At 68.1% G+C, this 25,141-nt stretch carries 17 protein-coding genes and 1 pseudogene; 9 read left to right on the top strand and 9 right to left on the bottom strand.

The features are described from left to right. The first annotated feature begins 5 nt into the window (after positions 1–5). Complete coding sequence (locus ACQPYH_RS09365; RefSeq protein ID WP_432889077.1) at positions 6–752, top strand: class I SAM-dependent methyltransferase; 747 nt, start codon at positions 6–8, stop codon at positions 750–752. Beyond that, positions 749–3,811: pseudogene (locus tag ACQPYH_RS09370) on the top strand (alpha-(1->3)-arabinofuranosyltransferase); the annotation flags it as partial. The gene ACQPYH_RS09365 and the pseudogene ACQPYH_RS09370, both read left to right, overlap by 4 nt. Before the next feature lie 848 nt (positions 3,812–4,659). Here ACQPYH_RS09370 and ACQPYH_RS09375 read toward each other — a convergent pair. Beyond that, positions 4,660–5,871: an acyltransferase family protein gene (locus ACQPYH_RS09375; protein ID WP_432889079.1), complete on the bottom strand. Its 1,212-nt coding sequence runs from the start codon at positions 5,869–5,871 to the stop codon at positions 4,660–4,662. Next, positions 5,868–7,628 (bottom strand): hypothetical protein, encoded by a 1,761-nt coding sequence (locus ACQPYH_RS09380; protein WP_432889081.1) that lies wholly within the window; start codon positions 7,626–7,628, stop codon positions 5,868–5,870. The genes ACQPYH_RS09375 and ACQPYH_RS09380 overlap by 4 nt, the downstream gene beginning before the upstream one ends. A 110-nt stretch (positions 7,629–7,738) precedes the next feature. Here ACQPYH_RS09380 and ACQPYH_RS09385 point away from each other — a divergent pair, with 110 nt between their 5' ends. Further along, positions 7,739–8,812, top strand: a complete 1,074-nt coding sequence (locus ACQPYH_RS09385) for a DUF3068 domain-containing protein (RefSeq protein ID WP_432889083.1) — start codon at positions 7,739–7,741, stop codon at positions 8,810–8,812. 278 nt (positions 8,813–9,090) lie between these two features. On the opposite strand, the gene ACQPYH_RS09390 is transcribed toward ACQPYH_RS09385, so the two are convergent. The 6 genes from ACQPYH_RS09390 to ACQPYH_RS09415 form a co-directional block, all read right to left on the bottom strand. Continuing rightward, complete coding sequence (locus tag ACQPYH_RS09390; protein WP_432889085.1) at positions 9,091–9,756, bottom strand: response regulator; 666 nt, start codon at positions 9,754–9,756, stop codon at positions 9,091–9,093. After that, positions 9,753–11,063 carry a sensor histidine kinase gene (locus tag ACQPYH_RS09395; protein ID WP_432889087.1) on the bottom strand — a complete coding sequence of 437 codons (1,311 nt, stop codon included), beginning with the start codon at positions 11,061–11,063 and terminating at the stop codon, positions 9,753–9,755. Before ACQPYH_RS09395 ends, ACQPYH_RS09390 begins: the two co-directional genes overlap by 4 nt. Before the next feature lie 31 nt (positions 11,064–11,094). Continuing rightward, the gene (locus tag ACQPYH_RS09400; RefSeq protein ID WP_432889088.1) at positions 11,095–11,943 is read right to left on the bottom strand and encodes a hypothetical protein; all 849 of its coding nucleotides are present in this window, start codon (positions 11,941–11,943) and stop codon (positions 11,095–11,097) included. After that, positions 11,940–12,869, bottom strand: coding sequence for an ABC transporter ATP-binding protein (locus tag ACQPYH_RS09405; protein WP_432889090.1), 930 nt, complete (start codon positions 12,867–12,869; stop codon positions 11,940–11,942). Before ACQPYH_RS09405 ends, ACQPYH_RS09400 begins: the two co-directional genes overlap by 4 nt. A 184-nt stretch (positions 12,870–13,053) precedes the next feature. Then, on the bottom strand, positions 13,054–15,138 hold the full coding sequence (locus ACQPYH_RS09410; RefSeq protein WP_432889092.1) for an MDR family MFS transporter: 2,085 nt from the start codon (positions 15,136–15,138) through the stop codon (positions 13,054–13,056). A 154-nt stretch (positions 15,139–15,292) separates the two neighbouring features. Next, positions 15,293–16,264, bottom strand: a complete 972-nt coding sequence (locus ACQPYH_RS09415; RefSeq protein WP_432889094.1) for an NmrA/HSCARG family protein — start codon at positions 16,262–16,264, stop codon at positions 15,293–15,295. 93 nt (positions 16,265–16,357) lie between these two features. On the opposite strand from ACQPYH_RS09415, the gene ACQPYH_RS09420 reads away from it, so the two are divergent. After that, positions 16,358–16,843 carry a MarR family winged helix-turn-helix transcriptional regulator gene (locus tag ACQPYH_RS09420; RefSeq protein WP_130444725.1) on the top strand — a complete coding sequence of 162 codons (486 nt, stop codon included), beginning with the start codon at positions 16,358–16,360 and terminating at the stop codon, positions 16,841–16,843. A gap of 9 nt (positions 16,844–16,852) precedes the next feature. Here ACQPYH_RS09420 and ACQPYH_RS09425 read toward each other — a convergent pair whose 3' ends face one another. Continuing rightward, the gene (locus ACQPYH_RS09425; protein ID WP_432889097.1) at positions 16,853–17,233 is read right to left on the bottom strand and encodes a hypothetical protein; all 381 of its coding nucleotides are present in this window, start codon (positions 17,231–17,233) and stop codon (positions 16,853–16,855) included. Between the two features lie 6 nt (positions 17,234–17,239). Between ACQPYH_RS09425 and ACQPYH_RS09430 the strand changes: the two genes are divergently transcribed. From ACQPYH_RS09430 to ACQPYH_RS09450, 5 genes are all read left to right on the top strand, one after another. Beyond that, on the top strand, positions 17,240–18,148 hold the full coding sequence (locus ACQPYH_RS09430) for an FAD:protein FMN transferase (RefSeq protein ID WP_432889099.1): 909 nt from the start codon (positions 17,240–17,242) through the stop codon (positions 18,146–18,148). Then, positions 18,148–18,699 carry a hypothetical protein gene (locus ACQPYH_RS09435; protein WP_432889101.1) on the top strand — a complete coding sequence of 184 codons (552 nt, stop codon included), beginning with the start codon at positions 18,148–18,150 and terminating at the stop codon, positions 18,697–18,699. The genes ACQPYH_RS09430 and ACQPYH_RS09435 overlap by 1 nt, the downstream gene beginning before the upstream one ends. Continuing rightward, positions 18,696–19,895: an NADH-ubiquinone oxidoreductase-F iron-sulfur binding region domain-containing protein gene (locus ACQPYH_RS09440; protein ID WP_432889103.1), complete on the top strand. Its 1,200-nt coding sequence runs from the start codon at positions 18,696–18,698 to the stop codon at positions 19,893–19,895. Before ACQPYH_RS09435 ends, ACQPYH_RS09440 begins: the two co-directional genes overlap by 4 nt. Next, a complete protein-coding gene (locus ACQPYH_RS09445) occupies positions 19,892–20,089 on the top strand; it encodes a ferredoxin (protein WP_130444735.1) in 198 nt (65 codons plus the stop codon). The genes ACQPYH_RS09440 and ACQPYH_RS09445 overlap by 4 nt, the downstream gene beginning before the upstream one ends. Positions 20,090–20,205: 116 nt before the next feature. Then, positions 20,206–25,068, top strand: a complete 4,863-nt coding sequence (locus tag ACQPYH_RS09450; RefSeq protein ID WP_432889105.1) for an NAD-glutamate dehydrogenase — start codon at positions 20,206–20,208, stop codon at positions 25,066–25,068. The last annotated feature ends 73 nt before the right edge of the window (positions 25,069–25,141 follow it).

Below are 25,141 nucleotides of genomic sequence, written 5' to 3' on the forward strand. Positions count from 1 at the left end.
AGGGGATGACGAATGCAACAGCACATCGGGGGTGGCGGGCCGATCTCGGCCGATCGGTGCGGCTGTTCCGCGCCTTCGGCGTCGAGCAGTCGGACCCGGATCTCTTCTATGAAACGCTTGCTGAAGACTCCGTCGGTCAGCTGAGCGAGTACGTCGGGCTGGACGGAGCGCTGATGCTCGACGTCGGCGGAGGCCCCGGCTACTTCGCCGACGCGTTCCGTCGGGCAGGTGCGGCGTACTTCGCCGTCGACTCGGACCTTGGCGAGCTCAGCGGCCGTGGAGCTCCCGCGCCGGGCACTGTACTCGGCAGTGGGATGGCCCTGCCGGTGGCGGACGAGTCGGTGGACGTCTGCTTTTCCTCAAACGTGCTGGAGCACGTCCCTGACCCCTGGCTGATGGCCGGCGAGATGGTCCGGGTCACTCGGCTGGGCGGTACGGTCTTCTTGTCCTACACCGGTTGGTGGGGGCCGCATGGTGGTCACGAGACCGCGCCGTGGCATTACCTGGGCGGTCACCGCGCGGCCGGCCGCTACCAGCGACGTACAGGTCGTCCACCGAAGAACAGGTTCGGGGAGTCGCTCTTTCCGATCACCGTCGCGAGCGGGTTGCGATGGGCGCGCACGTGTCCGGACGTTGACCTCGTAGCGGCTGTGCCGCGGTACCACCCGCGCTGGGCGTACGGCGTACTCGCTGTGCCCGGGCTGCGGGAGGTCGTCACCTGGAACCTCGTGCTGGTGCTAAGGCGCCGATGAAGGTCATCTGGCGGACTCGAGTCGTCGTGGGCTGCCTGGTGCTGGTTGCGCTGTGCTTCCACCAGGCGCCCGGCAAGATCGTGCCGGACACCAAGCTCGACCTCACCGCGGGTCCGGGCGCCTTCCTCGGACGGGCTCTGCACCTGTGGGATCCGCAAGGCGCCTTCGGCCAGCTGCAGAACCAGGCGTATGGCTACCTGCTGCCGATGGGTCCGTTCCACTGGCTGCTCGACACCGTGTCCGTGCCGGACTGGATCATTCAGCGCCTGTGGTGGTCGGTGGTCCTCTGCGTCGCCTTCGTCGGTGTCTGGAAGCTCTGCAACGCCTTGCAGTACGGCGTTCCATGGACTCGCTTTGCCGTCGCACTGCTGTACGCCACGAGCCCCCGTATGCTCGGCGAGCTCTCGATCACCTCGATCGAGGTATGGCCGATGGCGATGGCGCCGTGGGTTCTCTTGCCGCTCGTGACCCCGACAGGACGCTCCATGTGGTGGCGGGTCAGCTGGTCTGCCGTGGCGTTCGCGCTGGTCGGCGGAGTCAACGCTGTGGCGACTGGCGCGACACTGGTTCTTCCTGCGCTTTGGCTGATTACCAGGCGCGGCACCGTGAAGATCGCGGCGGCCTGGCTGGGCTGCGTCGCAGCTGTCTCGGTCTGGTGGCTCGTGCCGCTGGTGCTGCTCGGCCGGTACAGCCCACCATTCCTGGACTGGATCGAGAACGCGGCCGTGACCACCGGCATGGCCAGCGCGTTCGAGTCGTTCCGCGGTACGTCGCAGTGGCTGAACTTCCTGTCCGGCGGCGGCGGACCGAGCTGGCCGGCCGGCTGGCTGTACGTGACGCAGCCGACTCTGATCCTGGTCAGTGCAGCGATCGCTTTGGTCGGCCTGCTCGGTCTAGGAATGAGTTCGCTGCGCCACCGCGGCTTTCTCCAGCTGTCGTTCGTCGTCGGACTTCTGCTGCTGACGCTGGGACATTCAGGCGCAGCCGGCTCGCCGCTGGTACCGCAGTTGCACGACCTGCTCGACGGACCGCTCGCAGCACTTCGCAACACGCACAAGTTCGAGCTGGTCGTGCGCCTGCCGCTGGCACTGGCTGCGGCGCATTCGCTGCACAGAATGACCCAGTTGGCGACAGCGCGCGGGCTGCACCGTCGCGTCGTACCCGTGCTCGTCGCCTGTCTGATCGTCTCGGCAGCAACACCGGCGGTCCTCGGCCAGTTGCCCAGACGCGAGGGGTACGACGCTGTCCCGGCCTACTGGCGTGATGCTGCCACCTGGCTCGACCGGCAGCCCGGACCGGGTTCGGTACTCGTGGTGCCGGCCTTTTCGTTCGCGGACTTCACCTGGGGCTCGACGAAGGACGAACCGTTCCAGGCGTTGCTGAAGCGCCCGATGGCGGTGCGCGACGCAGTACCGCTCGGATCCGCGGGTGCGACGCGATGGCTCGACGAGATCGAACGACGCCTCGGCTCCGGGGTGGGTGACGCGACGCTGCGCCAGGCGTTGACCCGAGCCGGTGTCCGCTACGTCGTTGTCCGCAACGACCTGCGGTACGACGCGCAGGTGACACCGCTGCTCGCCGTCCACGAGAGCCTCGCGGACGCCGGCATCGATCGCGTCGCGCAGTTCGGGCCGGTTACCGGCAGCACGATCGAGCAGCCGGACGCGACGCTCGACAGCCACACACGGCTGCCGTATCCGAGCGTCGAGATCTACGACGCGGGCGAGACGAGCTCCGGCGTACTGCTGCCGCGGTCCCGGCTGGTCGAGGTCCAAGGCGCACCCGAGGACGTGCCCGCCGCCTTGACCGCGCTGGGTGGCGACCGGAGCGCGATCACATCGTCCGACGCGGCGGGGAAACTGACCGGTCTGCCATTGATCCAGACCGATGGGGTGCAGCGCCGTGAGGTGTCGTTCGGGCGGCCCGCGAACAACTACTCACCCGTGCTGACTGCCTCCGATTCCGGTACGCAGGGCCGGCGAGCTCTCGGGTACGCCGTGAACGGGAAGGAGACGACGCGGGTCTGGAACGGCGACCTCGTCGATGTCCGCGCGTCGTCGTCGGCCGCAGACGCGGCCGCGTCCTTGCACACAGGCGCCGGCAGCGGGCCGTTCGCCGCGGTGGACGGCGATCCGTCGACGCGCTGGATCTCCGGGCGGTTCGGTCGAGCCAGCGGCGAGTGGCTTGAGCTGACATTCGCCGCGCCGCGTTCGGTGGACGGCCTGACCGTGCAGTTCTCGTTGGCCGCTCCAACGACCGAACCGGTGCGGACGCTGCGGTTGGAGACCGACGCCGGCGCCTTGACGTCGGTGGTGTCGGCCACTAGCGATCCACAGCACCTTCCGACGCCGCCGCGCCTGACGCAGCGGCTCCGGCTCAGCATCGCGACCACAGACGGCAAAGACCCGAACGGGGTGTCGATCGCGGAGGTGACTGTTCCTGGCATGACGGCGGCGAGCAGGCTGCTGGTGCCCGCGTCCGTCAGGCAGCCGAGCGCGCTGGTGTTCAGGAACCAGCAGATCGGCCGATCTGCCTGTCTGCGCGTCGGTACGCGGCCGCTGTGCAGCGAGAGTCAGGCCGCTGATTCGGAGGAGCCGACCGGGATGCGGCGGAGCGTCGACGTACCGCACAGCGCGACGTACCAGCTGTTCGGTACCGCGTTGCCGAAGGACGGCGACGCGCTGGAACACCTGCTCGTCGTACCAGGAGCGATCACGGCCACCGCATCGTCCCGGGCTGTGGCAGCACCCGAGGGCCGGCCGGGCGCGGCTGTGGACCGCGATCTCGGGACCGGTTGGGTGGCTGCTCCGGACGACACCGCACCGCGGCTCACGCTGCGGCTGCCCGCACGTCGAAGCGTGACCGCCCTGCAGTTCCTGACCGATCCGTACCTGACGGCGTCCCGGCCGACAGGGGTGGAGCTCTCCCTCGACGGCGGGCCGCCGACACGCGCCGCGGTTGATCCGGAAGGGTATGTGCGGTTCGCGGCGCGGACGGCACGAACTGTCGAGGTGAGGTTCACTCGCACCAGGCCGTTGCTGGACTTCGACTCCGCCACGGGCATCGCGCGCACCGCTCCGGTCGGCGTTGCCGAGGTGCGTGTCGTCGGGGCGGACGACCTGCGCAAAGCACTCGACCCGAACGGTCCTTCTGGGGCGGTTTGCGGCTACGGACCCGGTGTCCAGGTTGACGGCACACGGGTGGACACGCAGGTCAAGGCGACCGTTCGGGAGCTGCTCCAGCGCAGGCCGGTGCCGATCACGGCTTGCGGGAAGGACTCCGGCGTCCCGCTGCGAGCGGGACGCCATGCCGTGGACTTCCTGCCCGGCGGCGGGTTCGTTCCGATCCAGGCGAAGTTGACCGTCCGTGCCTTGACGTCGGGCTATGCGCCGCCCGAACGGAGTGTCGATGTCGTGCGCTCGAGTCCGACCGAGCTGACCACCGACGTTCCAGCACGGGACGAGCAGTCGGTGCTCGTGGTCGCGCAGAACTACAACGAGGGCTGGGAGGCGTACGACGAGAGCGGGCGCAAGCTGACGCCGATCCGGGTCGGTGGCTGGCAGCAGGGCTGGATCCTGCCTGCGGGCGCCGAGCAGCTGGTGACTGCACGCTTCGGACCGGACGGTGGCTACCGGACCGGTCTGCTGGTGGGGTTGGTGTGCTGCCTGCTCGTGCTGGGCGTTGCGCTGCTCTCGCGGCGGCTAGCGCCTGATCCTCTTGTTGGTGCACGTCGTCCATGTGCGTGGGTCGTTGCGGGCGGCGGGCTGGTCGCGGGCGTGTTCATGTCGGGGTGGATCGGCCTCGCAGCGGTTGCTGCTGCGATCGTCTGCTCATGGCTGGTACCGCGACGCGTCGCGTTCGGCTTGGTGGCGACCGTGGTCGGCGCCGGGACGTTGGTGGCTGCCGTTCAGCCCTGGCCGGGCGGAGATGCCGGAGTGACCTCGGTCATGGTCCAGGCGTCGGTGCTGTTCGGCTCGGCGTTGGCGCTGCTCGCCGGCGAGACGTCGTACGACTTGTCCCGTCTGCCCAGGCGCATGATGGGTCGCTCGAGCCCGTAGTAGCTGGCGGCAGCGACCAGCGCGGAGATCACCAGGGTGGGCAGGAAAAGCAGAAGGAACCGCCCGCTGAACAAGGTGTAGCCGGTGACCCGCTCGACCAGGCCGAGCACGATCAGGTGGTACACGAACACTCCGTAGGAGATGTCACCGGCGACATGTCCCGCCCGGCCGCCCAGGACCCGAGCGGATCGTGGTGTCGGCGTCAGCGCGGGGAAGAGGGCGCAGGCTGCAATGGCTGTGTAGAGCAGCGTCTTCATGAACGCCTGTCCGGCAGACGGAGCCGTCAAGTTGTACGGCCCGGCTAGAGGGGTGGTTGCGATCAGCAACAGGGCTACGGCCGCGGTCCACACTGTGCCGGGCACGTTGGCCAGTGTCTCGAGGGTTGGGGTGGAGAGAACGCCATGCTGACGTGCCACCTGCCAGAGGGCGAATCCCATGCCGACCGCGAACCAGCCGACGTACCCGGGCAGCCACAACCCGGCCCGTGGATGTCCGGTGGCCGTTATCGACGCCATCCACACCGGACCGACAAGCACTGGCACTGCGAGTGCGAAGAGACGCACTGCGACGCCACGCCGGCTCGGGCGGCCGTGGCCGGTCAGTAGTCTCGCCAGCAGCGGCAGAAGCAGGTAGAAGGCGACCTCGGTCGACAGACTCCACAGCTGGGTCAGACCGTCCGCGGGAGGTCCGTCGAGGTAGATCTGCGTCAGTGTTGCGTGCCGGAGATAGATGACCCACGTGACGTCGGCACTGTGCGGCATCAGCAGCGCAGCAAGCACAACAGCGATCCACAGCGCGGGCAGGATCCGCAGCGCGCGGTTCCGCAGGTACGGCGCCGTCCTGGGTCGCGGAGTGCCGTCGAACCAGGCGGCGACGTGTGGACGGCAGAGCAGGAACCCGGAGATCGCGAAGAAGATCGCGACACCGACGTCGAGCCTGGCCAGCAGTCCGGCGAACGGGCCGTTCAGCGACGCGCCGGTGTGGAACCCGACGTGGGTGGTCAGGACGGCGAGCGCCCCGATCGCGCGCAGCCCGTCCAGCGCCGGGAACCGGACTTTCATCGGGGCAGTCCGATCTGGAGGTTCGCGACGCAGAGGTTGGTCGCTGGATCGGTGGAACGCAGTCGCAGCCGGGTGGCCCGGATCCGTTCCGACGGACCGAAGTACATCGTGCCCACGCCGCCCGGCCAGTTCTTGGCCGGCAGCGCGGCGACCCGGCCCGCATCGTCGACCAACTCGACGGACACCTGGTTCTCGCGGTTCGAGAAGTAGGCGGCCCGGACGAACCACTCGGAGGTCGCAACCTCGTCCTGCGTCGGAACCAGCGGGATGACCAACGGTCCGGTCCCGTGCAGCAACAGGCTGCAGAAGTTGTTTGGCTGCGCCGCCGGCTTGTCCCTGGACCACACGGCGAACTGGGCCGGCCTAATGTGACCGCTGTCATCGACCAGGAGCGGTTCACTGCCCGGTTCCTGCAGCTGGAAGCGGCGCCCGGCCATCCGCAGTACCGGCGACAGCCGTCGGTCGGACATGAGCGCGCTGGCCATCGGCGGCGGCATCGTCGTGTCCCACAGGTTCACGTTCGGTCCGGTGCGGTCCAGCTCAGCGTCGACGGTCGCGAAGTACGCCTTGGCCGGATTCTTGCCCCATTCACCGGCGAACCCGGCGTCCGATACCACCACCCCGGCGAGTGCGCCGGCCAGCACCACGGCCGGTACGACGATCCGCAGGTTCTTGGCGGTCAGTACGACGGCCAGCGTCAGCGGGATCGAGAGATCGGACCAGTAGTGGTAGTGCACGGTGAAGACAGATCCGAAGACGCCGAACCGGCCGTACGACAAGAGCGCGACTGTCGCGAGCACGTAGCCGATCACCGCGCCCCACAGCGGTAGGGCACGTCGGTCTCGCCGCCAGGCGACCGCCAGCAGCAGAGCGGTGATCAATCCGCCCAACACGATCGCCGCGATCGGCGGATCGGCGAGGCTGAACACCTGCCCGGTGTCGGCCCACCGCCAGGGGCCGCCGACGACTGCGGTCAACGGCACCTCGAAGCTCTGCGCGACCAGTCGGCCGAGGTCTGCCGGCGATGGCACGCGGCCGGCCGACGGGTTGCCGGTGGTCAGGTAGAGGACTCCGAACCCCATCACGGCAAGGCCGAGCGCGGCCGCGTACGGCAGGGTACGGCGCAACCAGCTGCGGAACGGCTCGTCACGCAAATAGAGGGCAAGGGCAACGGCCGTGAAGAGGATCAGGCCCGACTTCTCCCAGCAGGCCAGCGAGATCAGCAGCGAGAGCGGGCCGTAGGCAACGGCTCGGCGGCGACGCCCGCCGTACCAGTCGATCGTTGCATGAAGCAACAGAAGGCCGAAGACATGGGCGGACAAGTTGTTCACGCCGCTCGACAGCGACAGGAACGACGGCATACTGACCGGCACCAGCGCGTAGATCGCCGTACCGATGGCCACCCACCAGGTCGGGCCGAGGATCCGCAGCAGCAGCAGACCCATCAGCACGGTCGCGATCGCCTGCATCGCCATCCGCCAGCCGATCGTGACGTCGTGGTTGAGCGGCGCGATCGCCGCGAAGGCCGCGTAGACGAGCCGCAGGCCGGGGGCGATGTGGTCGTTGAGCGGCGTCAGCAGCTCCTTGGGCGCGAACCCCCGGTCGCCCTGGACCAGGAACTCGAGGTCGTCGGTCAACCAGGAGCCACGGCGTGCGAGCAGGCCGAGCCCGACCGTCTGCAGCACCGCGACGGCGACCACCACGCCGCGGAGAACCGATGTCTCCGGCGTCGCAGGCCGGCCTGAGATCCCCCTCATGGGCCGCGACTATATGCCAGTCCGGACCGTTTCGAACTCGTCGTCTCCGGCGTCTGGTCAACGTCACTACTCGCTGGTAGCGTCCCGCGCACAGACCGGGAGGGGATGCAGTGGGGACTCGTAGTCGTGCGGCGCTGGTGGGGCTTGGAGTGTTCTTCGTCGGCGTTGCGGCGCTCGGCAGGTTCTACGCATACCCGACGTTGGCGGTCGCGCCACCAGGGCAGGTCGCGCACACTGTGTCGACCGGGGCGGACGCCACAATCTTCAGCGCCGCGGACCTGAAGCAGAAGGACCACGTCGATCTCGAGGCGCGCCGGACCGTCCGCGGCGATGTCGTCGCGGCCGAGAAGATCAGCAAGGCGCTGAACCGCAAGGTGGTCGTCTTCGACACCGCGGTGGTGACCGACGACTCGAAGAACTACCAGTTCCCCGACGATGCGTCCAAGACCGCTGAGATGCCGCTGAGCTTCGTCCAGGAGCGGGTTGTGCTGGACGCGAAGACCGGGGAGGCGGTGCCCTGGAACCCGACCGGCAACGACAACAGTGGCGAGTACATCACCACCACGCTGGACAAGGCGGATCGGCTCAAGCCGAACCGGAACAGCGCGCTCTTCAAGGGCCACGAAGGCCTGGTGCTGAAGTTCCCGTTCGATACCCAGAAGAAGGACTACACGTTCTGGGACACCACGCTGCGCAAGGCCTTCCCGATCGAGTACAAGCGGGTCGAGCACCTGCGCGGGCTCAAGGTGTACGTGTTCGAGCAGGTGATCCCGAAGCAGAACATCCCGGTGGCGAAGGCGCTCATGGTCCCAGGCACGCTCGTCGACGACCCCAGCAAGCCGTCGGTCGCGGTGCAGCGTACCTACCAGAACACGCGCACCCTGTGGATCGAGCCGGTGACCGGCGCGATCATCAAGGGCCAGGAGCAGCAGCTCGCGACCATCGCGTACAAGGGCGAGGACAAACTCACCGCCACCAAGGTCACCATCGCCTACGACGACGCCACCGTGCACAAGAACGTCAAGGGCGCCAAGGAGAACAACATCGCCGAAGGCGGCTACCAGGCCAAGGCAGCACAGCTCCAGGCAATCTCCGTCTGGATCCCCCTCGGATCCCTCATCCTCGGCCTCCTGCTCCTCGGCTTCGTACTCGTGCGCCAAGTCGGCAGACCAGGTTCACACTAAGCGGCCACGGACATCCGGCCCGGCTCGTCGATGGCCGTTAGCGCAACGCTGCGATGGCGGTCTCGACCACAGTGTCGGGTGGGCTCGTGACGTCGGGTACGACGCCGACACCTTCCCAGTTGGTGCCGGTGATGCTGTCGACGACGTACGCCTCAGGCAGGTAGGCCAGGACTGTTGGCGCCAGCCGAATCGGTGTCGTACAGCCCGTAGCCGGGCGGGCGTGAGCGAAGGAGGCGTGCAGGTTCCGGCCGGGCCGCCTTGCAGTCGTCGCGACCTGATCAGGCCGGATGGGGGAAGGTCAGGCCGATGTCGTAGGCGAAGATGACGGCCTGGACGCGGTCGCGGGCGCCGATCTTGGCGAGGACGCGGCCGACATGGGTCTTCACAGTCGACTCCGACAGGTGCAGACGCCCGGCGATCTCCGGGTTGGTCCAGCCACGGGCGATGGCGACCAGGATTTCGCGTTCCCGGTCGGTGAGGGCGCGGAGCTTCTCCTCGTCGGCTGCCTGGGTTGCGCGGGGGAGGTGGTCGGCGTAGGCGTCGAGCAGTCTGCGGGTCAGGCCGGGCGCGATGATCGCGTCTCCCGCGGCGACGGCGCGGATCCCGCCGAGGAGTTCCTCGGGGCGTGCGTCCTTCAGCAGGAAGCCGCTGGCCCCGGCACGGAGCGCTGCGTAGGCGTACTCGTCCAGGTCGAAGGTGGTCAGCACGAGGACTCTCGATCGGTTGCCGGTGGCCACTATTCGGCGGGTGGCTTCGATTCCGTCCAACCCAGGCATCCTGATGTCCATCAGCACGACGTCGGGGTGGAGCTCGGCCGTCCGGCGTACTGCTTCGGAGCCGCTGCCTGCCTCACCGGCGACCTGTGTGTCCGGAACGGACTCGAGCAGGATGCGGAGTCCGAGCCGGTGCAGGGGTTGGTCGTCGACGATCAGGACTGTCGTCATGGTGTCCTCTCCTGGGCGGGCGCGAGCTCCAGTTCGGTCTGCACGGTCCAGCCGCCACCTCGGGTGCGGCCGGTGGTCACAGTTCCGCCGTACAGCGCCGCGCGTTCTCGGATTCCGATCAGGCCTTGCCCGTCGCTGGAGTCTGCGGCCGGCTCGAAGCCGACCGCTGGGCCGGTGTCCTCGACCTGGATCCGCAGTCGTTGATGCACCACCTCGAGTGAGACCCGCGCTTCGGTATCCGGGCCGGCGTGTTTGAGTGCGTTCGTCAGCGCTTCCTGGACGATCCGGTACGTCGCCAACTGGAGCCCGCGATCGGCCGGGAGCTCGCCCGCGGTGCGATAGCTGACCCGCGGACCAGCTGCGCGGAACCGGTCGCAGAGGCCGTCGACATCGGCGATCCCCGGCTGCGGGCTGAGATCCGGTACGGCGGCGTCGTCCCGGAGCGCGCCGAGCGTCCGCCGGAGATCGTTGAGCGCTTCCCGCCCGGTCTCGCCGATCAGCGTGAGCGCCTGCGCGGACCGATCAGGATTGACGCGTACGGCGTACGCCCCGCCGTCGGCAAGTCGGATGATCACCGAGAGGTTATGGCCGAGAATGTCGTGCATCTCCCGTGCGACCCTCGCACGCTCACCCGCGACCGCAAGCATGCTGCGCTGGTCCCGCTCGATCTCGAGTTGCGCGGCGCGGTCCCGCAGGGCGGCAAGTTGTGAACGTCTGATCCGGACGACCAAACCCAGCGCGACCGCGGCCGTGCTGGCACAGACGAGGAAGAACGCCGCCTCCGGCACTGAGGCGACGGCGGAGATCTGTACGACGGCCAGCGTCAGCACCGCGACAGTGATCGCGCACGCCCAGAGCAGGCGACGGAGAGAACTGTGCAGAGTCAGGCTGTACAGCGCGATGAACAACGCGACGTCCGCGCGAAGGAACACCTGCAGCGACCATTGCGCGGCGAACACCGCCGCAGTCATGACGAACGCCGTCATGGGCGCCCGGCGGCGAAGCAGCAGCGGGAGTATCAGCCCGGCTTGGAAGGCGACCATCACGCCGAGTGGAACCTGGTTGAACACCCCCTCGAGTTCATGTGGTCCTCCGCCGCGGATCAGATCCGGCAAACAGAACAGCAGGAACGCGCCGATCACCACCAGGGTGTCGACGACCCACGGCCGAGCGCGGTCGGCCCGGCGCAGCCGCCGCCCGATCCGGCCGAAGCGGAGCACCAAGGGGTGCCGCCACAACGGATCCGGATCGGCAGCGGCCTGAATACCTACCGCTTGTGCCGCGCCACCGCCGGTCACTGTGCTCACCTGTCCATTGTGACCCGTCGCTCGCGAGGGATCAGGCGTCGCTTCGGGACAGGCGCCAGGCCGCACCCGCGAGAGCGATCGCAGTCCATCCCGCGAAGACCAGGAAACCGATGCCGGGGGACAGGGTGTGCGGTGCCTGATGCAACGAATACATGGCCTGACCCGCCTCGCTGGGCAGGTACGGCTGGATGGCGTTGTGCCAGGCGGTCGGAAGCAGGGAGATGAGTCCGGGCACCAGCATCAGCGTCGCGACCAAGGCAGAGATCGCACCGGCGACCGATCGCAGCATCGCCCCGAGAGCTACCCCGATCACGCCGACCAGAGCCAGATAGACCGTCGCGCCGAGCAGGCTTCGGACCACACCTGAGTCGGAGATCGTGAGCGCGGTGGGTGTGCTGTGCAGGATCGCGCTGTCGACGAGGAACGTGGCGAATCCTCCGACCAGTGCGAGCGCAAGGGCCACGACGCCGTACACGGCGGCTTTCGACCACAGCACCGGGAGTCGCCGCGGTACGGCGGCCAGCGTCGAGCGGATCATCCCGGTCGAGTACTCGCCGGCGGTGACGAGTACGCCGAGCACGCCGAGGGCCAGCTGGGCCAGTGGAACCCCGAACAACGACAGGCTGAGCGTTGTCGCGTCGGCGAAGTCCGGGTCGAGCTGCCGCCCCGAGTTGAGGCTGGACCGGTATCTGGCCGCCGCGATGATGCCAAAGGCAACCAAAAACAAGAGTCCCAGGCCGAGGGTGATCCAGGTGGAGCGGAGTGACCACAGCTTGGTGGATTCCGACCGCAGCACCCGGCGGCCGGTCACTCGATAGTTCGGCTTCGGCTTTGCAGCCGGCCCGCCACTGGCAGGGCGAGGTTCGGTGACGATACTCATGCGGCACGCTCCGCGAGTTCGGTGGTGCCGTGGTAGACGACGTCGTCCCGCGTCAGGTCCATGAACGCCGCCTCGAGTGAAACCTTCGCGGTCGTCAGCTCGTACAGCGCGATGCCGTGCTCGGCCGCGGTGGTGCCGACCGCGCGGGCCGAAAGGCCGGTGACCTCCAGCTCCTCCGAACCGGCCTGCCCGAGAACCTCGACTCCTGGTCCGGCCAGCACATCGCGCAGTCGTGCGGGATCGGCGGTCGCCACCCGAACGGTGTCGCCACCGGACTGCTGGACGAGGTCCTCAACTGTCGTGTCAGCCAGAAGACGACCGCGACCGACGATGATCAACCGGTCCGCGACCAGCGCCATCTCGCTCATCAGGTGGGAGGACACGAACACGGTCCGTCCCTCCGCGGCGAGGCCGATGAGCAGGTTGCGGATCCACAGCACGCCTTCCGGATCCAGTCCGTTCACCGGCTCGTCGAGCATGACCGTGGCCGGATCACCGAGCAGGGCGGCGGCGATTCCGAGCCGTTGTCCCATGCCCAGCGAGAACTGCCCGGCACGCTTCTTCGCCACGGACTGCAGGCCGGTCAGCTCGATCACCTCGTCGACCCGTCGGCGCGGAATACCGTGCGTCTGGGCCTGAGCCAGCAGGTGGTTGTACGCCGAACGGCCCGGATGGACGGACCTCGCCTCCAGCAAGGCGCCGACCTCCTGGAGCGGAGCGGTGTGTTCCCGGTACTGCCGACCGTTGACCGTGACCGATCCGCTGGTGGGCGCGTCCAGCCCGATGATCATCCGCATCGTCGTCGACTTGCCCGCACCGTTCGGCCCGAGGAACCCCGTGACGGACCCCGGTCGCACGGTGAACTCCAAACCGTCGACCGCCGTCGTCTCGCCGTACCGCTTGGTGAGCTGTCTTGCCTCGATCATCGCGTCGCCCTCGACTCCGGGAGCCGGACCTCCCGGCCCCTTCGTCGACCAACCTAGGAATCAACGGCCGCCGAACCCTGGTACCGCGGCCTCATCTTTGGCGAGCCCGTAGTACCGCGGTACCACGGGCTCGTCAGCTCACGGTCTTCACGAGAGCCGGGATGGCCTCTTGCTCCACGGTCGCTCAGGAAGTGGCTGGGCCGCTGTCGCTCGGCCCCGCGGTGGCCGGGGGCCCGGCAGTGGCCGGCTCCAGCAGCCGTCCCCGCACCCGGGCGGTGGTCTCCTCGTCGAGGAACCGGCCGGTCAGGCGGCCTAACGCGGCGTCGACCCGGGCCCGGTCGTCGGCCAGCGGTACGTCCAGGCGCTCGCTGAGCCAGTCCTTCAGCGCGAGGGAGAACCGGTCCCACTCACGCTGCCCCGTGTCGGTGAGGCTCCAGGCGCCGGGACCGCCGCTGAGGAAACCCGCCGAGACCGCGTTCTGGAATGCGGGCAGCAGGACCTCGGCGGGCACCAGGACCTGCCGGGCGATCGCGTCCATGTTCGTCGGTTGACGGTGGCGTTGGCGTAGGTGGACCTGCGCGACGCACCAGCCGTTGCCGATGTCCAGCATGGTGCCGGACCGCTCGCGGATTCCCGGAATCGCCGTCCGGCCCTCCTTGGCCATCAGCCGGGCGATGGCGATCTCGAGCTTGCGTTCGGGGTCGAGCGGTTCCGGTGCGTTGAAGCCCTCACCGATGTCTGTCGCACTCGCGCGTGCGGCGTCGCGCAAGGGCACCTCCTTGAGGAAGAGCGCGAGCACCAACGCGATCACCGCGACCGGCACCGCCCACAGGAACACGGTCTGGATGGTCACGGCATAGGCGTGGACAACGGGAGCGATGACGATGGTGGGATGGGAGTGCAGCCTTTCCGGGACCGCTACGTCGGCCGGAGGCAGCCGCGGTGACCTGGCCAGCGCTGCAGGCAGGTGCTGCGCGAGCTGGTTGGCGTAGATCGCGCCGAAGACCGCCGCGCCGAAGGACCCCCCGAGCGAGCGGAAGAAGGTCACCCCGGATGTCGCGACACCGAGGTCGCGGTACTCCGAGGTGTTCTGGACGATGATCGTGAGGATCTGCATGCACAGCCCGAGTCCCACGCCGAAGATGACGAGGTACGCCGAGAGGATCCAGAACGAGGTGAACTCGTCCAGCCGCGAGAACAGGTAGAGCCCCACTGCCATCAGGGCCGAGCCGGCGATGGGGAAGATCTTGTAGCGGCCGGTGCGGCCGACGATGGTGCCGGCTGTGGTGGATGCGACGAACAGGCCGACCACCATCGGCAGGGTCCGTAGCCCCGAGGACGTCGCGCTGACTCCGTGCACGTACTGCAGGTAGGTCGGCAGGAACGTCATCGCGCCGAGCATCGCGAATCCGACGACCAGAGCGACCGCGGACGACACGACGAAGACCGGGTTGGCGAACAGCCGCAACGGAAGCATCGGCTCTGGGGCCGCTCGCTCGGCGAAGACGAACGCCACGATCGCGATGACCGAGACGATGAAGATGGCAATGATCTGCGGCGAGCCCCACGCCCACGTCTGGCCACCGAGGCTGGTCGCCAGGGTGAGGCCGCCGGCGCCGATCGCGACCAGCACGATGCCCAGGTAGTCGATGACCGGCTTCAGCTTGACCGTGACGGCGGGCATGGTCCGGGCCGAGATCAGGATGACCGCGATGCCGATCGGCAGGTTGACGTAGAAGCACCAGCGCCAGCTGAGGTGGTCGGTGAACAGGCCGCCGAGCAGCGGGCCGATGACGGTGGCGACGCCGAAGACCGCGCCGAGCATGCCCTGGTACTTGCCGCGTTCACGCAACGGGATGATGTCCGCGATCAGCGCCATGGCCGTAACCATCAGCCCGCCGGCCCCGATGCCCTGCACCGCGCGCCAGCCGACCAGCCAGGTCATCGAGTTGGCCAGACCGCACAGCCCGGAGGCGATCACGAACAGAGCCGTGCTGATCTGGAAGACCCGCTTCCGCCCGAACAGATCACCGAACTTGCCGGCCAGCACCGTCGCGATGGTGTTGGTGATCAGGTAGGACGTCACCACCCAGGACACATGGGCTCCGCCGCCGAGGTCACCGACGATGGTCGGCAGAGCGGTCGCCACGATCGTCTGATCCAGAGCGGCCAGCAACATGCCCAAGGCGATGGTGCCGAACAGGACGTTCATCTGGCGCCGGCTCAGCTCCGGCGCGGCCCGCTCCTCGGTCGCCACCTCGACAGCCATAGCCCGCCTCCATGACCTCGCCGATCAGTTCATTGCTTCATCATGGCCTGGATCCGGTCGCGACGGAACGTACCGCTGCTCCAGCTAGCCCTGACCTGGCCGCGCCGGCCTGGGTGTGAAACCCGGACCGGCCGCGGTCATGGAGCTGGAATCGTCAGTTTTGCGAGGCTTTGAGTTCGTCCTTGTGGTTGTTGAGCCAGTCGGCGAAGGACTCCAGGTCGGGGTTCAGTTCGCGGGTTTTGGTGAGGTCGCGGTCGCCGGTGAAGCGGGTGTGGTCTTCGGCGTAGAACTGGAACATGTTGGACATTTCTACGGCCATCGGGAAGGGGTATTCGCGGAACTCTTCCCAGGTGGGGGCGTGGTAGAGGACTTCCTCGCCGAAGGCTTCGGACAGGGCGGCGGCGTACTGGTCGCCGGTGAGGTGGTCGCCGGCGATGCTGATGGTTTCGCCGATCAGGTCGGGGTGCTTGAGGATCGCGAAGGCGGTGCGGCCGATGTCTTCGGAGGCGACGCCGGACAGCGGGCGGTCGGCCATCGGGATGGTGATGGTCAGCTTGCCGTCGGCGTTGCGCGCGGGCGGCAGGCCGTTGATGAACGCGTCGAAGTAGAACGTGGTCCGCAGGAACGTCGTCGGTACGCCGTACTTCGTGAAGATCTCGTCGGCCTCGCCCTTCGCGTCGAAGTGCGGGACCTTGTAGCGCCCGTCGTCCAGGCTCGGTACGTCGTCGCGCCCGGCGAAGAACGTCCGCGTGTCCTCGAGCGTCGACCAGACCACGTGCTGGACGCCGGCGTCGCGGGCGGCCCGTGCGGCGATCTCTGCCTGGTCGAGCTCCATCTCGGCGCGAGTGCGGGCGGCTTCTTCCTCGGGGGTCCGCTCGACCCAGTAGTTCGTCACCACGAAAGCGCCGTACACGCCGTCGAACGCGGCCCGCACGCTCGCCTCGTCGTCGAGGTCGGCCGCGACCACCTCGGCCCCGGCCGCGACCAGCTCGCGGGACCTGGCGGAGTCCGGGTTCCGGGTCAGTGCCCGGACGGCGAACTCGCCTGACGTGTCGGCCAGGATCGCGCGGACCAGGCCGCCGCCCTGGTTCCCGGTGGCGCCGACGACAGCGATCAGCTTGCTCATATCCACTCCCAGAAAAGTTTAGGTTGATGTGTCAACTCAACCGATCGTAGCTCGTTTGGTTGATGTGTCAACCCGACCCGGTAGGATGGCTTCGTGAGCAAGGGACCGTGGCTCGATGACGACGAGCAGAAGGCGTGGCGCAGCTACCTGCTGATGACCCGGACGCTGGAGACGCACCTGGAGCGACACCTCCAGCGGGACTTCGGCCTGTCCAAGTCGGACTTCGAGATCCTGGTCAACCTGTCCGAGTCGGAGTCCGGCCGGATGCGGGCGTTCGAGCTCAGCCGGTCGACACAGTGGGAGAAGAGCCGGCTGTCGCACCACCTGACCCGGATGGAGAAGCGCGGCCTCATCCGCAAGGAGGCCTGCGAGTCCCGCTACCCGGAGATCGCTATCACCGAGGCGGGGATGGCTGCAATCAAGGAGTGCGCGCCGGCGCATGCGGCCCGGGTCCGGGAGTTCTTCGTCGACGTGTTCGGCCCCGACCGGATGACGGTCCTCGGTGAGGTGTCCGACGAGGTCGTCGCGACGATCGGCAAGCACTGCGACACTGACTGCCCGCTGGCCGACCGGTCCTGAGAAGAGCTCTCAGAGAGCTTTCAGCAAGACTTGACGGTGGCTTGATCTTCTCTTGGAGTGCGGCTGAGGGGCCTCGGCCGAGTCTTGGGGCATGGTCAGCACAGACAAACCCCAGTCCATTCGCCGGCGCTGGTTGCACCGGGCGTCCGCAGCCGCGATAGCCACCGCCGTCCTCGGCGTCGGCGCGACCGGGATCTCGGTCGCTGTCGTGTCGTCGAAGAACAGCGACAGCGGCAGCACCGGTACGACGTCAACCTCGACCAGCAGCTCCGACGACTCCAACTCCAGCAGCAGCTCCAGCTCCGGATCGAGCAGCAGCTCGGACGACAGCAGTAGCTCGAGCGGCCTCGGCTCGTCGAGCTCGAGCTCCAGCTCCCAAGGTGGGAGCAACGGGTCATGACCGCCTCCCGGACCTGGACCGCGTGGAGTTGTACGGTCCGGCTGACCGTCGACGACCCCGCCGTACTGGGGGCGGCCTGCGGTGAGCTCAAGACGCTGATGGACCGCGTCGACAAGGCCGCCAGCCGCTTCCGCCCGGACTCCGAGGTGTCGGCCGTGAACAGCCGCGCCGGCGCGCTCGTACCGGTGTCCCGCCTGCTCGTCGATCTCGTCGACGTCAGCCTGGTCGCGGCCCAGATGAGCGGCGGCGCGGTCGACCCGACCGTCGGCGCGGCGGTGATCGCGGCCGGGTACGACGCCGACATCGAGACGGTACGCCGCCGCTTCCCGCAAGCACCGGTCGCCCCGAAGCCGGTCGCGGGCTGGCAGGAGGTTCGCCTCAACCGCAAGCTCGCCCTGCTCGGCGTACCGAGGGACTGTGCGCTCGACTTGGGTGCGACGGCCAAGGCCTGGACCGCGGACCGTGCCGCGAACGTCATCAGCAAGCGCTACGGCTGCGCCGTCCTCGTAGAGATCGGCGGTGACCTCAGGGCCGCTGGTACGCCGAGCAAGCCATGGGTAATAACTGTCGCCGAGCGCGCCGGCGAGCAGGGCGTGCTCGTCACGCTCGCCCACGGCGGTCTGACCACGTCGACGCGCACGGTACGGCGTTGGCAGACGCCCACCGGCTACAACCACCACGTCATCGACCCGCGCACCGGACTCCCCGCGGCAGGCCCGTACCGGACCGCATCCGTCTGGGCTCCGACCGCTGTACGGGCAAACACCTTCAGTACTGCGCTTGTCGCCACTGGGGACGCCGCGCTCGGTCGACTGAAGCTGGCTGGTCACCCTGCCCGGCTGGTCGCTGAGGACGGCGAGGTCACCGAGTTGTCGGGCTGGCCGACCACAAGCAGGGCTGCCTGATGACGCTGTGGTACCTGGCCCGCGCCGCCGGCGTGGTCACCATGGTCATGTTCACGCTGTCGGCCGTACTCGGCATGGTCATGCCGAACGTACGCCGACCCGAGCGCCGGTTCTGGCTGCAGTACGTGCACCGCTCGGCCGCAGTGACCGGACTGGTCCTGCTGACGACCCACGTGGTCGCAGTCATCGCCGACAGCTACGTGGCGATCAGTCCGACCGTGCTGGTCTGGCCATTCGGCTCCGGCTACCGACCGTTCGCGATAACAGTCGGCGTGCTGGCTCTCTACAGCCTCGTACTGGCGTCCCTGGTCGGCGCGTCCCGTGGTCGGTTGGCCGCGTCCGCGACGTTCACGAAGTACTGGCGCAAGCTCCACATCGCGGCGTCGGTCGGCTGGTTGCTGTCCATCGGGCACGCGCTGCTGGCCGGCACAGACCGCAGTACGCCGTGGATGCTCGCCATCACCATCAGCTGCCTGGCGGCAGTCGCCACTGCGGGCGTGTACCGCCTCAACGCCGCCCCGAAACTCACCCGTGCCTGGAGGACTCAATGATCGCCGTCGACGAAACCCGGGTGATCGGTGAGGCCAGAGTCCTCGCCGGACTCGACCAGGGCCGCCTGGACCTGCAGCGTCATCGCAGCACTAACGGCAGCCTGCCTGCGCTCACCCGGGACGACTACACCAAGCTGTGTGAAGCAGTAGGACTCAGAGGACGCGGTGGGGCCGCGTTCCCGGTCGCACTGAAGCTGCAGGACCTCCCAGCTCGCGGAGTAGAAGCTGTAGTGGTCAACGGCTCAGAGAGCGAGCCAGTCAGCCGCAAGGACCGCCTGCTTCTGACGCAGTCGCCGCACTTCGTCCTGGACGGTGCCGTCGGTCTAGCGCACGCACTGGGCGCACCGCACGTGCTGATAGCCGTACATGACGCAACAGCAGCCACGTCGATCCGTGAAGCGCTGATGGAGCGTGACGACCGGCTCGCGATCGAAGTACAGGAGACTCCTGGGCGCTTCGTCGCAGGGGAGGCCCGTGCTGTGCTGAGCGCGCTGGAGGGTGGCACCGCCGTACCGCCTGGCCGGCGGGTGCTGCCGACGCGCAAGGGATACCACCGGCGTCCGACGTTCCTGTCGAACGTCGAGACCTTCGCCCAGCTCGCCGTACTGGCGCGACTCGGCTCCCGCGGTTTCAGCAGCACCGGACTGATCAGTGAGCCCGGCACCCAACTGCTGACGATCGACGGTGCCGTAGCGCGGCCCGGCGTGATCGAGACACCGACCGGTGTCCCACTCGACACAGTCCTGCAGTACGCCGGCGCGCAAGCCGGTCCCGTACTACTAGGCGGCTACCACGGCCGCTGGCTACAGCGGACCGAGGGCGTGACGCTGCAGCGACCGGAGGTGTCCGCAGGAATCATCCTGGCGCTCGGATCCGACACCTGCCCGCTCGGTGAGATCACCCGTGTCACCCAGTGGCTGTCCAGTCAGTCTGCTGGCCAGTGCGGGCCTTGCGTCTTCGGTCTGGCAGCTCTGGTCGACGACTTCGCCCGGCTGACGGTCGGCGATCCGCAGGGCTGGCACGACGCACACCGGCATCTCGGTCTGGTTCCGGGGCGAGGAGCCTGTGCGCATCCGGACGGGACTGCGAGATTCCTCACGTCCGCGCTCGAGGTGTTCGACGACGACGTACAGCATCACCTCGCCGGTCAGGGCTGCGGCCGGCCGGTCCTGGGAGTCCTCGGAGGTACCCGATGAACAAGCTAGAGATCGACTGGACCAGGTGCGACGGGCACGGCCTCTGCGCAGGCCTGGTGCCCGATGACATCCTGCTCGACGAGTGGGGATTCCCGGTGCTGCGAGGCCGTGAAATCACCGCCGGTGAGCTGTCGGATGCGCGCCGCGCAGTCCTCGCATGTCCGGCTCTTGCCTTGCGCCTCAACAATCGATGACAGGCCCGTCCCGACACCACACCAGTGACAAAGGTGGACTAATCTCTGAGTGACCGCACAACGGCGTGCGGTCCGGCGAGAAACGACGCCGACGTCACGTGTGGAGACGGTGGGGAATGCAGAGCAAGCTGGACGTCCAGAAGGCAGATGTGCTCGCCAAGGCGGTGGCCGCGGGCACCCACGGGCACGACAAATTGGTCGACCCGGGCAAGCTGAGGACGTTCCTCGAGCAGTACTACCGGCACGTCGCCGCAGAGGACGTCGCCGAGCGCCAGCCGAACGACTGCCTGGGCGCCGCGCGCCACCATTACAAGTCCGCGATGAGCCGCCCGCAGGGTACGGCGAAGGTCCACGTCTTCACCCCCACCGTCGACGAGCACGGCTGGTCCGCGAGCGGCCGGACGGTCGTCGAGATCGTCGTCGACGACATGCCGTTCCTGGTCGACAGCGCCTCGATGGCGATCACTGACCACAACCTCGAGCTCCAGCTCCTGATCCACCCGCAGTTCGTCGTACGCCGTGACGTCGCCGGCACGCTGCAGGAGGTCCTGGACGACAGCGCCGCCGCGGACGGGCACGACCTGGTCCGCGAGAGCTGGATGCACCTGGAGATCGAGCGGATCTCCGACGTCGCCGAGCACCGCGCCCTCGAGCAGGCGCTGCAGAAGGTGCTGCACGACGTCCGCGAGGCGGTCGAGGACTGGCCGAAAATGCACGAGAAGGCGGTCAGCATCGCCGCCGGGCTGACGGCCGACGACCTACCGGTCTCCGAGAGCGAGGTGGAGGAGGCCCGCGAGCTGCTCGAGTGGCTGGCCGACGAGCACTTCACCTTCCTCGGCTACCGCGAGTACGACTTCACCATGGAGGGCCCGCAGGGCATCCTGCGCGGCCGCCCCGGGACGGGCCTGGGCATCCTCCGGCCGGACCCGAAGCCGGGCTCCGGCAAGCTGCCGCCCGAGGTGAGCGCCAAGGCGCAGGAGCGGAAGCTGCTGATCCTGACCAAGGCGAACTCGCGCTCCACCGTGCACCGGTCGACCTACCTCGACTACGTGGGCATCAAGCAGTTCGACGAGAACGGCGAGCCGGTGCGGGAGTGCCGGTTCATCGGCCTGCTCTCGTCGACGGCGTACACCGAGAGCGTCATGCAAGTGCCGGTACTGCGGCGCAAGGCGCTCGAGCTGTTCCGCCTGACCGGCTTCGACCCGAACAGCCACAGCGGCAAGGGCCTGCTCGACGTACTGGAGACATACCCGCGCGACGAGCTGCTGCAGGCGCCGGTCGAGGACCTGCTGCCGATCGTGCAGTCGGTGCTGCACCTGCAGGAGCGGCGCGCGGTCAAGCTGTTCGTACGGCGTGACGTCTACAACCGGTACCTGTCCTGTCTGGTGTACCTGCCGCGCGACCGCTACACCACTGCGGTCCGGCTGAAGATGCAGCAGATCCTGAAGGACGCTATCGGCGCGGAGACCGTCACGTACGCCGCGTACGTCACCGAGTCGGTGCTGGCCCGCGTGCACTTCGTGGTCCGGATGAAGCAGGGCGAGACGGTCGGGGAGTACGACGCGGACCTGCTCGAGCAGCAGGTGATCGACGCGACCCGTGCGTGGGCCGACGACTTCACGGCGGCGCTGCACGCACAGGGCGGCGACGGTGCGGTCACCAAGCTGTCCCGCCGGTACGCGCAGGCCTTCCCGGAGGCGTACAAGGAGGACTTCGACGCCCGCGTCGCGGTCAACGACGTACATGTCCTGGAGAGCCTGCCGGCCGAGGACGGTCTGGCCATGTCGCTCTACAACCCGATCGACGAGGAGTGGGAAGGCGAGCGCCGCTTCAAGGTCTTCCGGAGAGGTACGGCGCTGTCGCTGTCGCAGGTGCTGCCGCATCTGAGCGCCATGGGCGTCGAGGTAATCGACGAGCGGCCGTACGAGATCCGCTGCGACGACGACACGATGGCCTACATCTACGACTTCGGCCTGAAGGCGCCCGAGGACACCCAGGAGCGCGAGGAACTGCGCAAGCTGTTCTCCGACACGTTCCAGGCCGTCTGGGAGGGCCGGGCCGAGTCCGACAAGCTGAACGCGCTGGTGCTGCGCGGCAACCTCAGCTGGCGGCAGGTGTCGATCCTGCGCGCGTACCAGCGCTACATCCGCCAGGGCGGTACACCGTTCAGCCAGGACTACATCCAGAACACGTTCCTGAACCACGTGGACGTCGCCGGTCTGCTGGTGCAGCTGTTCGAGACCAGCTTCGACCCGGCGCGCGGCCCGGCCGACGACCCGGACCGGACCATGCGGACGGACCAGCTGGAGAAGGAGATCCTGGCCGCACTGGACACCGTGCAGAGCCTGGACGAGGACCGGATCCTGCGGTCGTACCTGACCGTGATGAAGGCGACGCTGCGGACCAACTACTTCCAGCCGGGTCCCGACGGACAGCCGCGGTCGTACCTGTCGCTAAAGCTGGAGCCGAAGGCGATCCCGGACCTGCCGCAGCCGCGGCCGGCGTACGAGATCTTCGTGTACTCGCCGCAGGTCGAAGGTGTGCACCTGCGGTTCGGCGCGGTCGCGCGCGGCGGGCTGCGCTGGTCGGACCGGCGTGAGGACTTCCGCACCGAGGTGCTCGGCCTGGTGAAGGCGCAGATGGTGAAGAACTCGGTGATCGTGCCGGTCGGCGCGAAGGGCGGGTTCTACGCCAAGCAGCTGCCGGATCCGTCCGTCGACCGGGACGCGTGGCTGGCCGAGGGCATCGCGTCGTACAAGACCTTCATCTCCGGGCTGCTGGACATCACCGACAACATCGTTGCCGGTGACATCGTTCCGCCACGCGACGTGGTCCGGTACGACGGTGACGACGCCTACCTGGTCGTTGCCGCGGACAAGGGCACCGCGACGTTCTCCGACATCGCGAACGGGGTCGCGAAGGAGTACGGCTTCTGGCTGGGCGACGCGTTCGCGTCCGGCGGCTCGGTCGGCTACGACCACAAGGCGATGGGGATCACCGCCCGCGGCGCGTGGGAGTCGGTCAAGCGGCACTTCCGCGAGATGGGTCACGACTGCCAGGCGGAGGACTTCACCGTCGTCGGCGTCGGCGACATGTCCGGTGACGTGTTCGGAAACGGCATGCTGCTGTCCGAGCACATCCGGCTGGTCGCGGCGTTCGACCATCGGCACATCTTCCTCGACCCGACGCCCGACGCGGCCTCGTCGTTCACCGAGCGGCGGCGGCTGTTCGACCTGCCGCGGTCGTCCTGGGGGGACTACGACGCGTCGCTGATCTCCGCCGGCGGCGGCGTGTTCCCGCGGACCGAGAAGGCGATCCCGATCTCGGCCGAGGTGCGTGACGCGCTGGGCATCGAAGGCAGTCCGGTGAAGCTGACGCCGGCCGAGCTGATGAACGCGATCCTGAAGGCGCCGGTCGACCTGTTCTGGAACGGCGGCATCGGCACGTACGTGAAGTCGTCGGGCGAGTCGAACGCCGACGTCGGCGACAAGGCCAACGACGCGATCCGGATCGACGGTTCCGACCTGCGGGCCCGTGCGGTCGGCGAGGGCGGCAACCTCGGCTTCACCCAGCTCGGCCGGATCGAGTACGCCGCGGCCGGCGGCCGGATCAACACCGACTTCATCGACAACGTGGCCGGCGTGGACACCTCCGACCACGAGGTGAACATCAAGATCCTGCTGGACAAGGTGGTTGCCGACGGCGACCTGACCGAGAAGCAGCGCAACGACATCATCGCGTCGATGACCGACGAGGTCGGCGCGCTGGTGCTGAAGAGCAACTACCGGCAGAACATCGCGCTCGCCAACGCCGGCGCCCAGGCCGCGGCACTCATGCACGTTCACCAGGACTGGGTACGCCGGTTGGAGCGTCAGGGACTGCTCGACCGCGAGCTGGAGTTCCTGCCGAGCGTCACGGAGTTCAAGCGGCGCAAGGCCGAGGGCCGCGGGCTGACCTCACCGGAGCTGTCGGTGCTGATCGCGTACAGCAAGATCGTGATGGAAGCCGAGTTGCTCACGACGACGCTGCCGGACGACCCGTTCCTGAAGCACAAGCTCGCCAGCTACTTCCCGAAGGCGATCCAGGAGCGGTTCGGCGAACAGATCCAGAGCCATCAGCTGCGGCGCGAGATCATCACCACGCAGGTGGTCAACGAGTTCGTGAACACGTCTGGCATCACGGCGTACCACCGGCTCTCGCTGGAGACCGGCGGGACGGTCGAGGACGTCGTACGAGCGAACCTCGCGGCCAGCAGGATCTTCTCGCAGCCGGAGCTGCTCTCGCGCAACGCCGAGCTGGACAACATCGTCGACGCCGAGACCCAGACCCACATGCGGCTGGAGACCCGGACGCTGGTCGAGCGCGCGACGCGCTGGCTGGTCAGCAACCGTCGGCCACCGGTCGACATCGAGGATCTGATCGAGTTCTTCGGCCCGGGGATCGCGAAGCTGACGGCGGCGTTGCCCGACGTACTGCGGGGTCGTGAGCTGGCCCTGTTCGAGCAGCGCCGGGAAAGCCTTGTGCAGAAGGGTGTTGCGGACGACTTCGCGACCCGGATCGCGGTGCTGCCCCCGGCGTACGCCGGACTCGGCATCGTCGAGACCGCATCGCGGGACGACATCGACATCCTCGAGGTCGCCAAGGTTCACTTCGCGCTGGGCGAGCGGCTGCAACTCGGCCGCTTCCTGGAGCGGATCATCGGCCTGCCGCGCACCGACCGCTGGCAGACGATGGCCCGCGCCGCCCTCCGCGACGACCTGCACGCCGTCCACTCCCGCCTCACCCAACAGGTCCTGGCCACCACCGACGCCTCGGCCGATCCCGAGGACCGAGTCATCACCTGGCAGGACCAGAACGCAGTCGCCCTGTCCCGCGCCTCCTCGATGCTCGAGGAAATCGTCGAGACCGACGGCCCCGAACTCGCCCAACTATCGGTCGGCCTACGCCTCGTCCGCACCCTGATCGCGAATCAGGCCTAGAACGGTATTGACGAGGCGGTGACTCCTCGGAGAGGCTGGGTCACGTCGTGTTTACGCCCGAACGCGACGTGAC

This window comes from Kribbella sp. CA-245084, from assembly GCF_050942355.1.
Taxonomy (GTDB): domain Bacteria; phylum Actinomycetota; class Actinomycetes; order Propionibacteriales; family Kribbellaceae; genus Kribbella.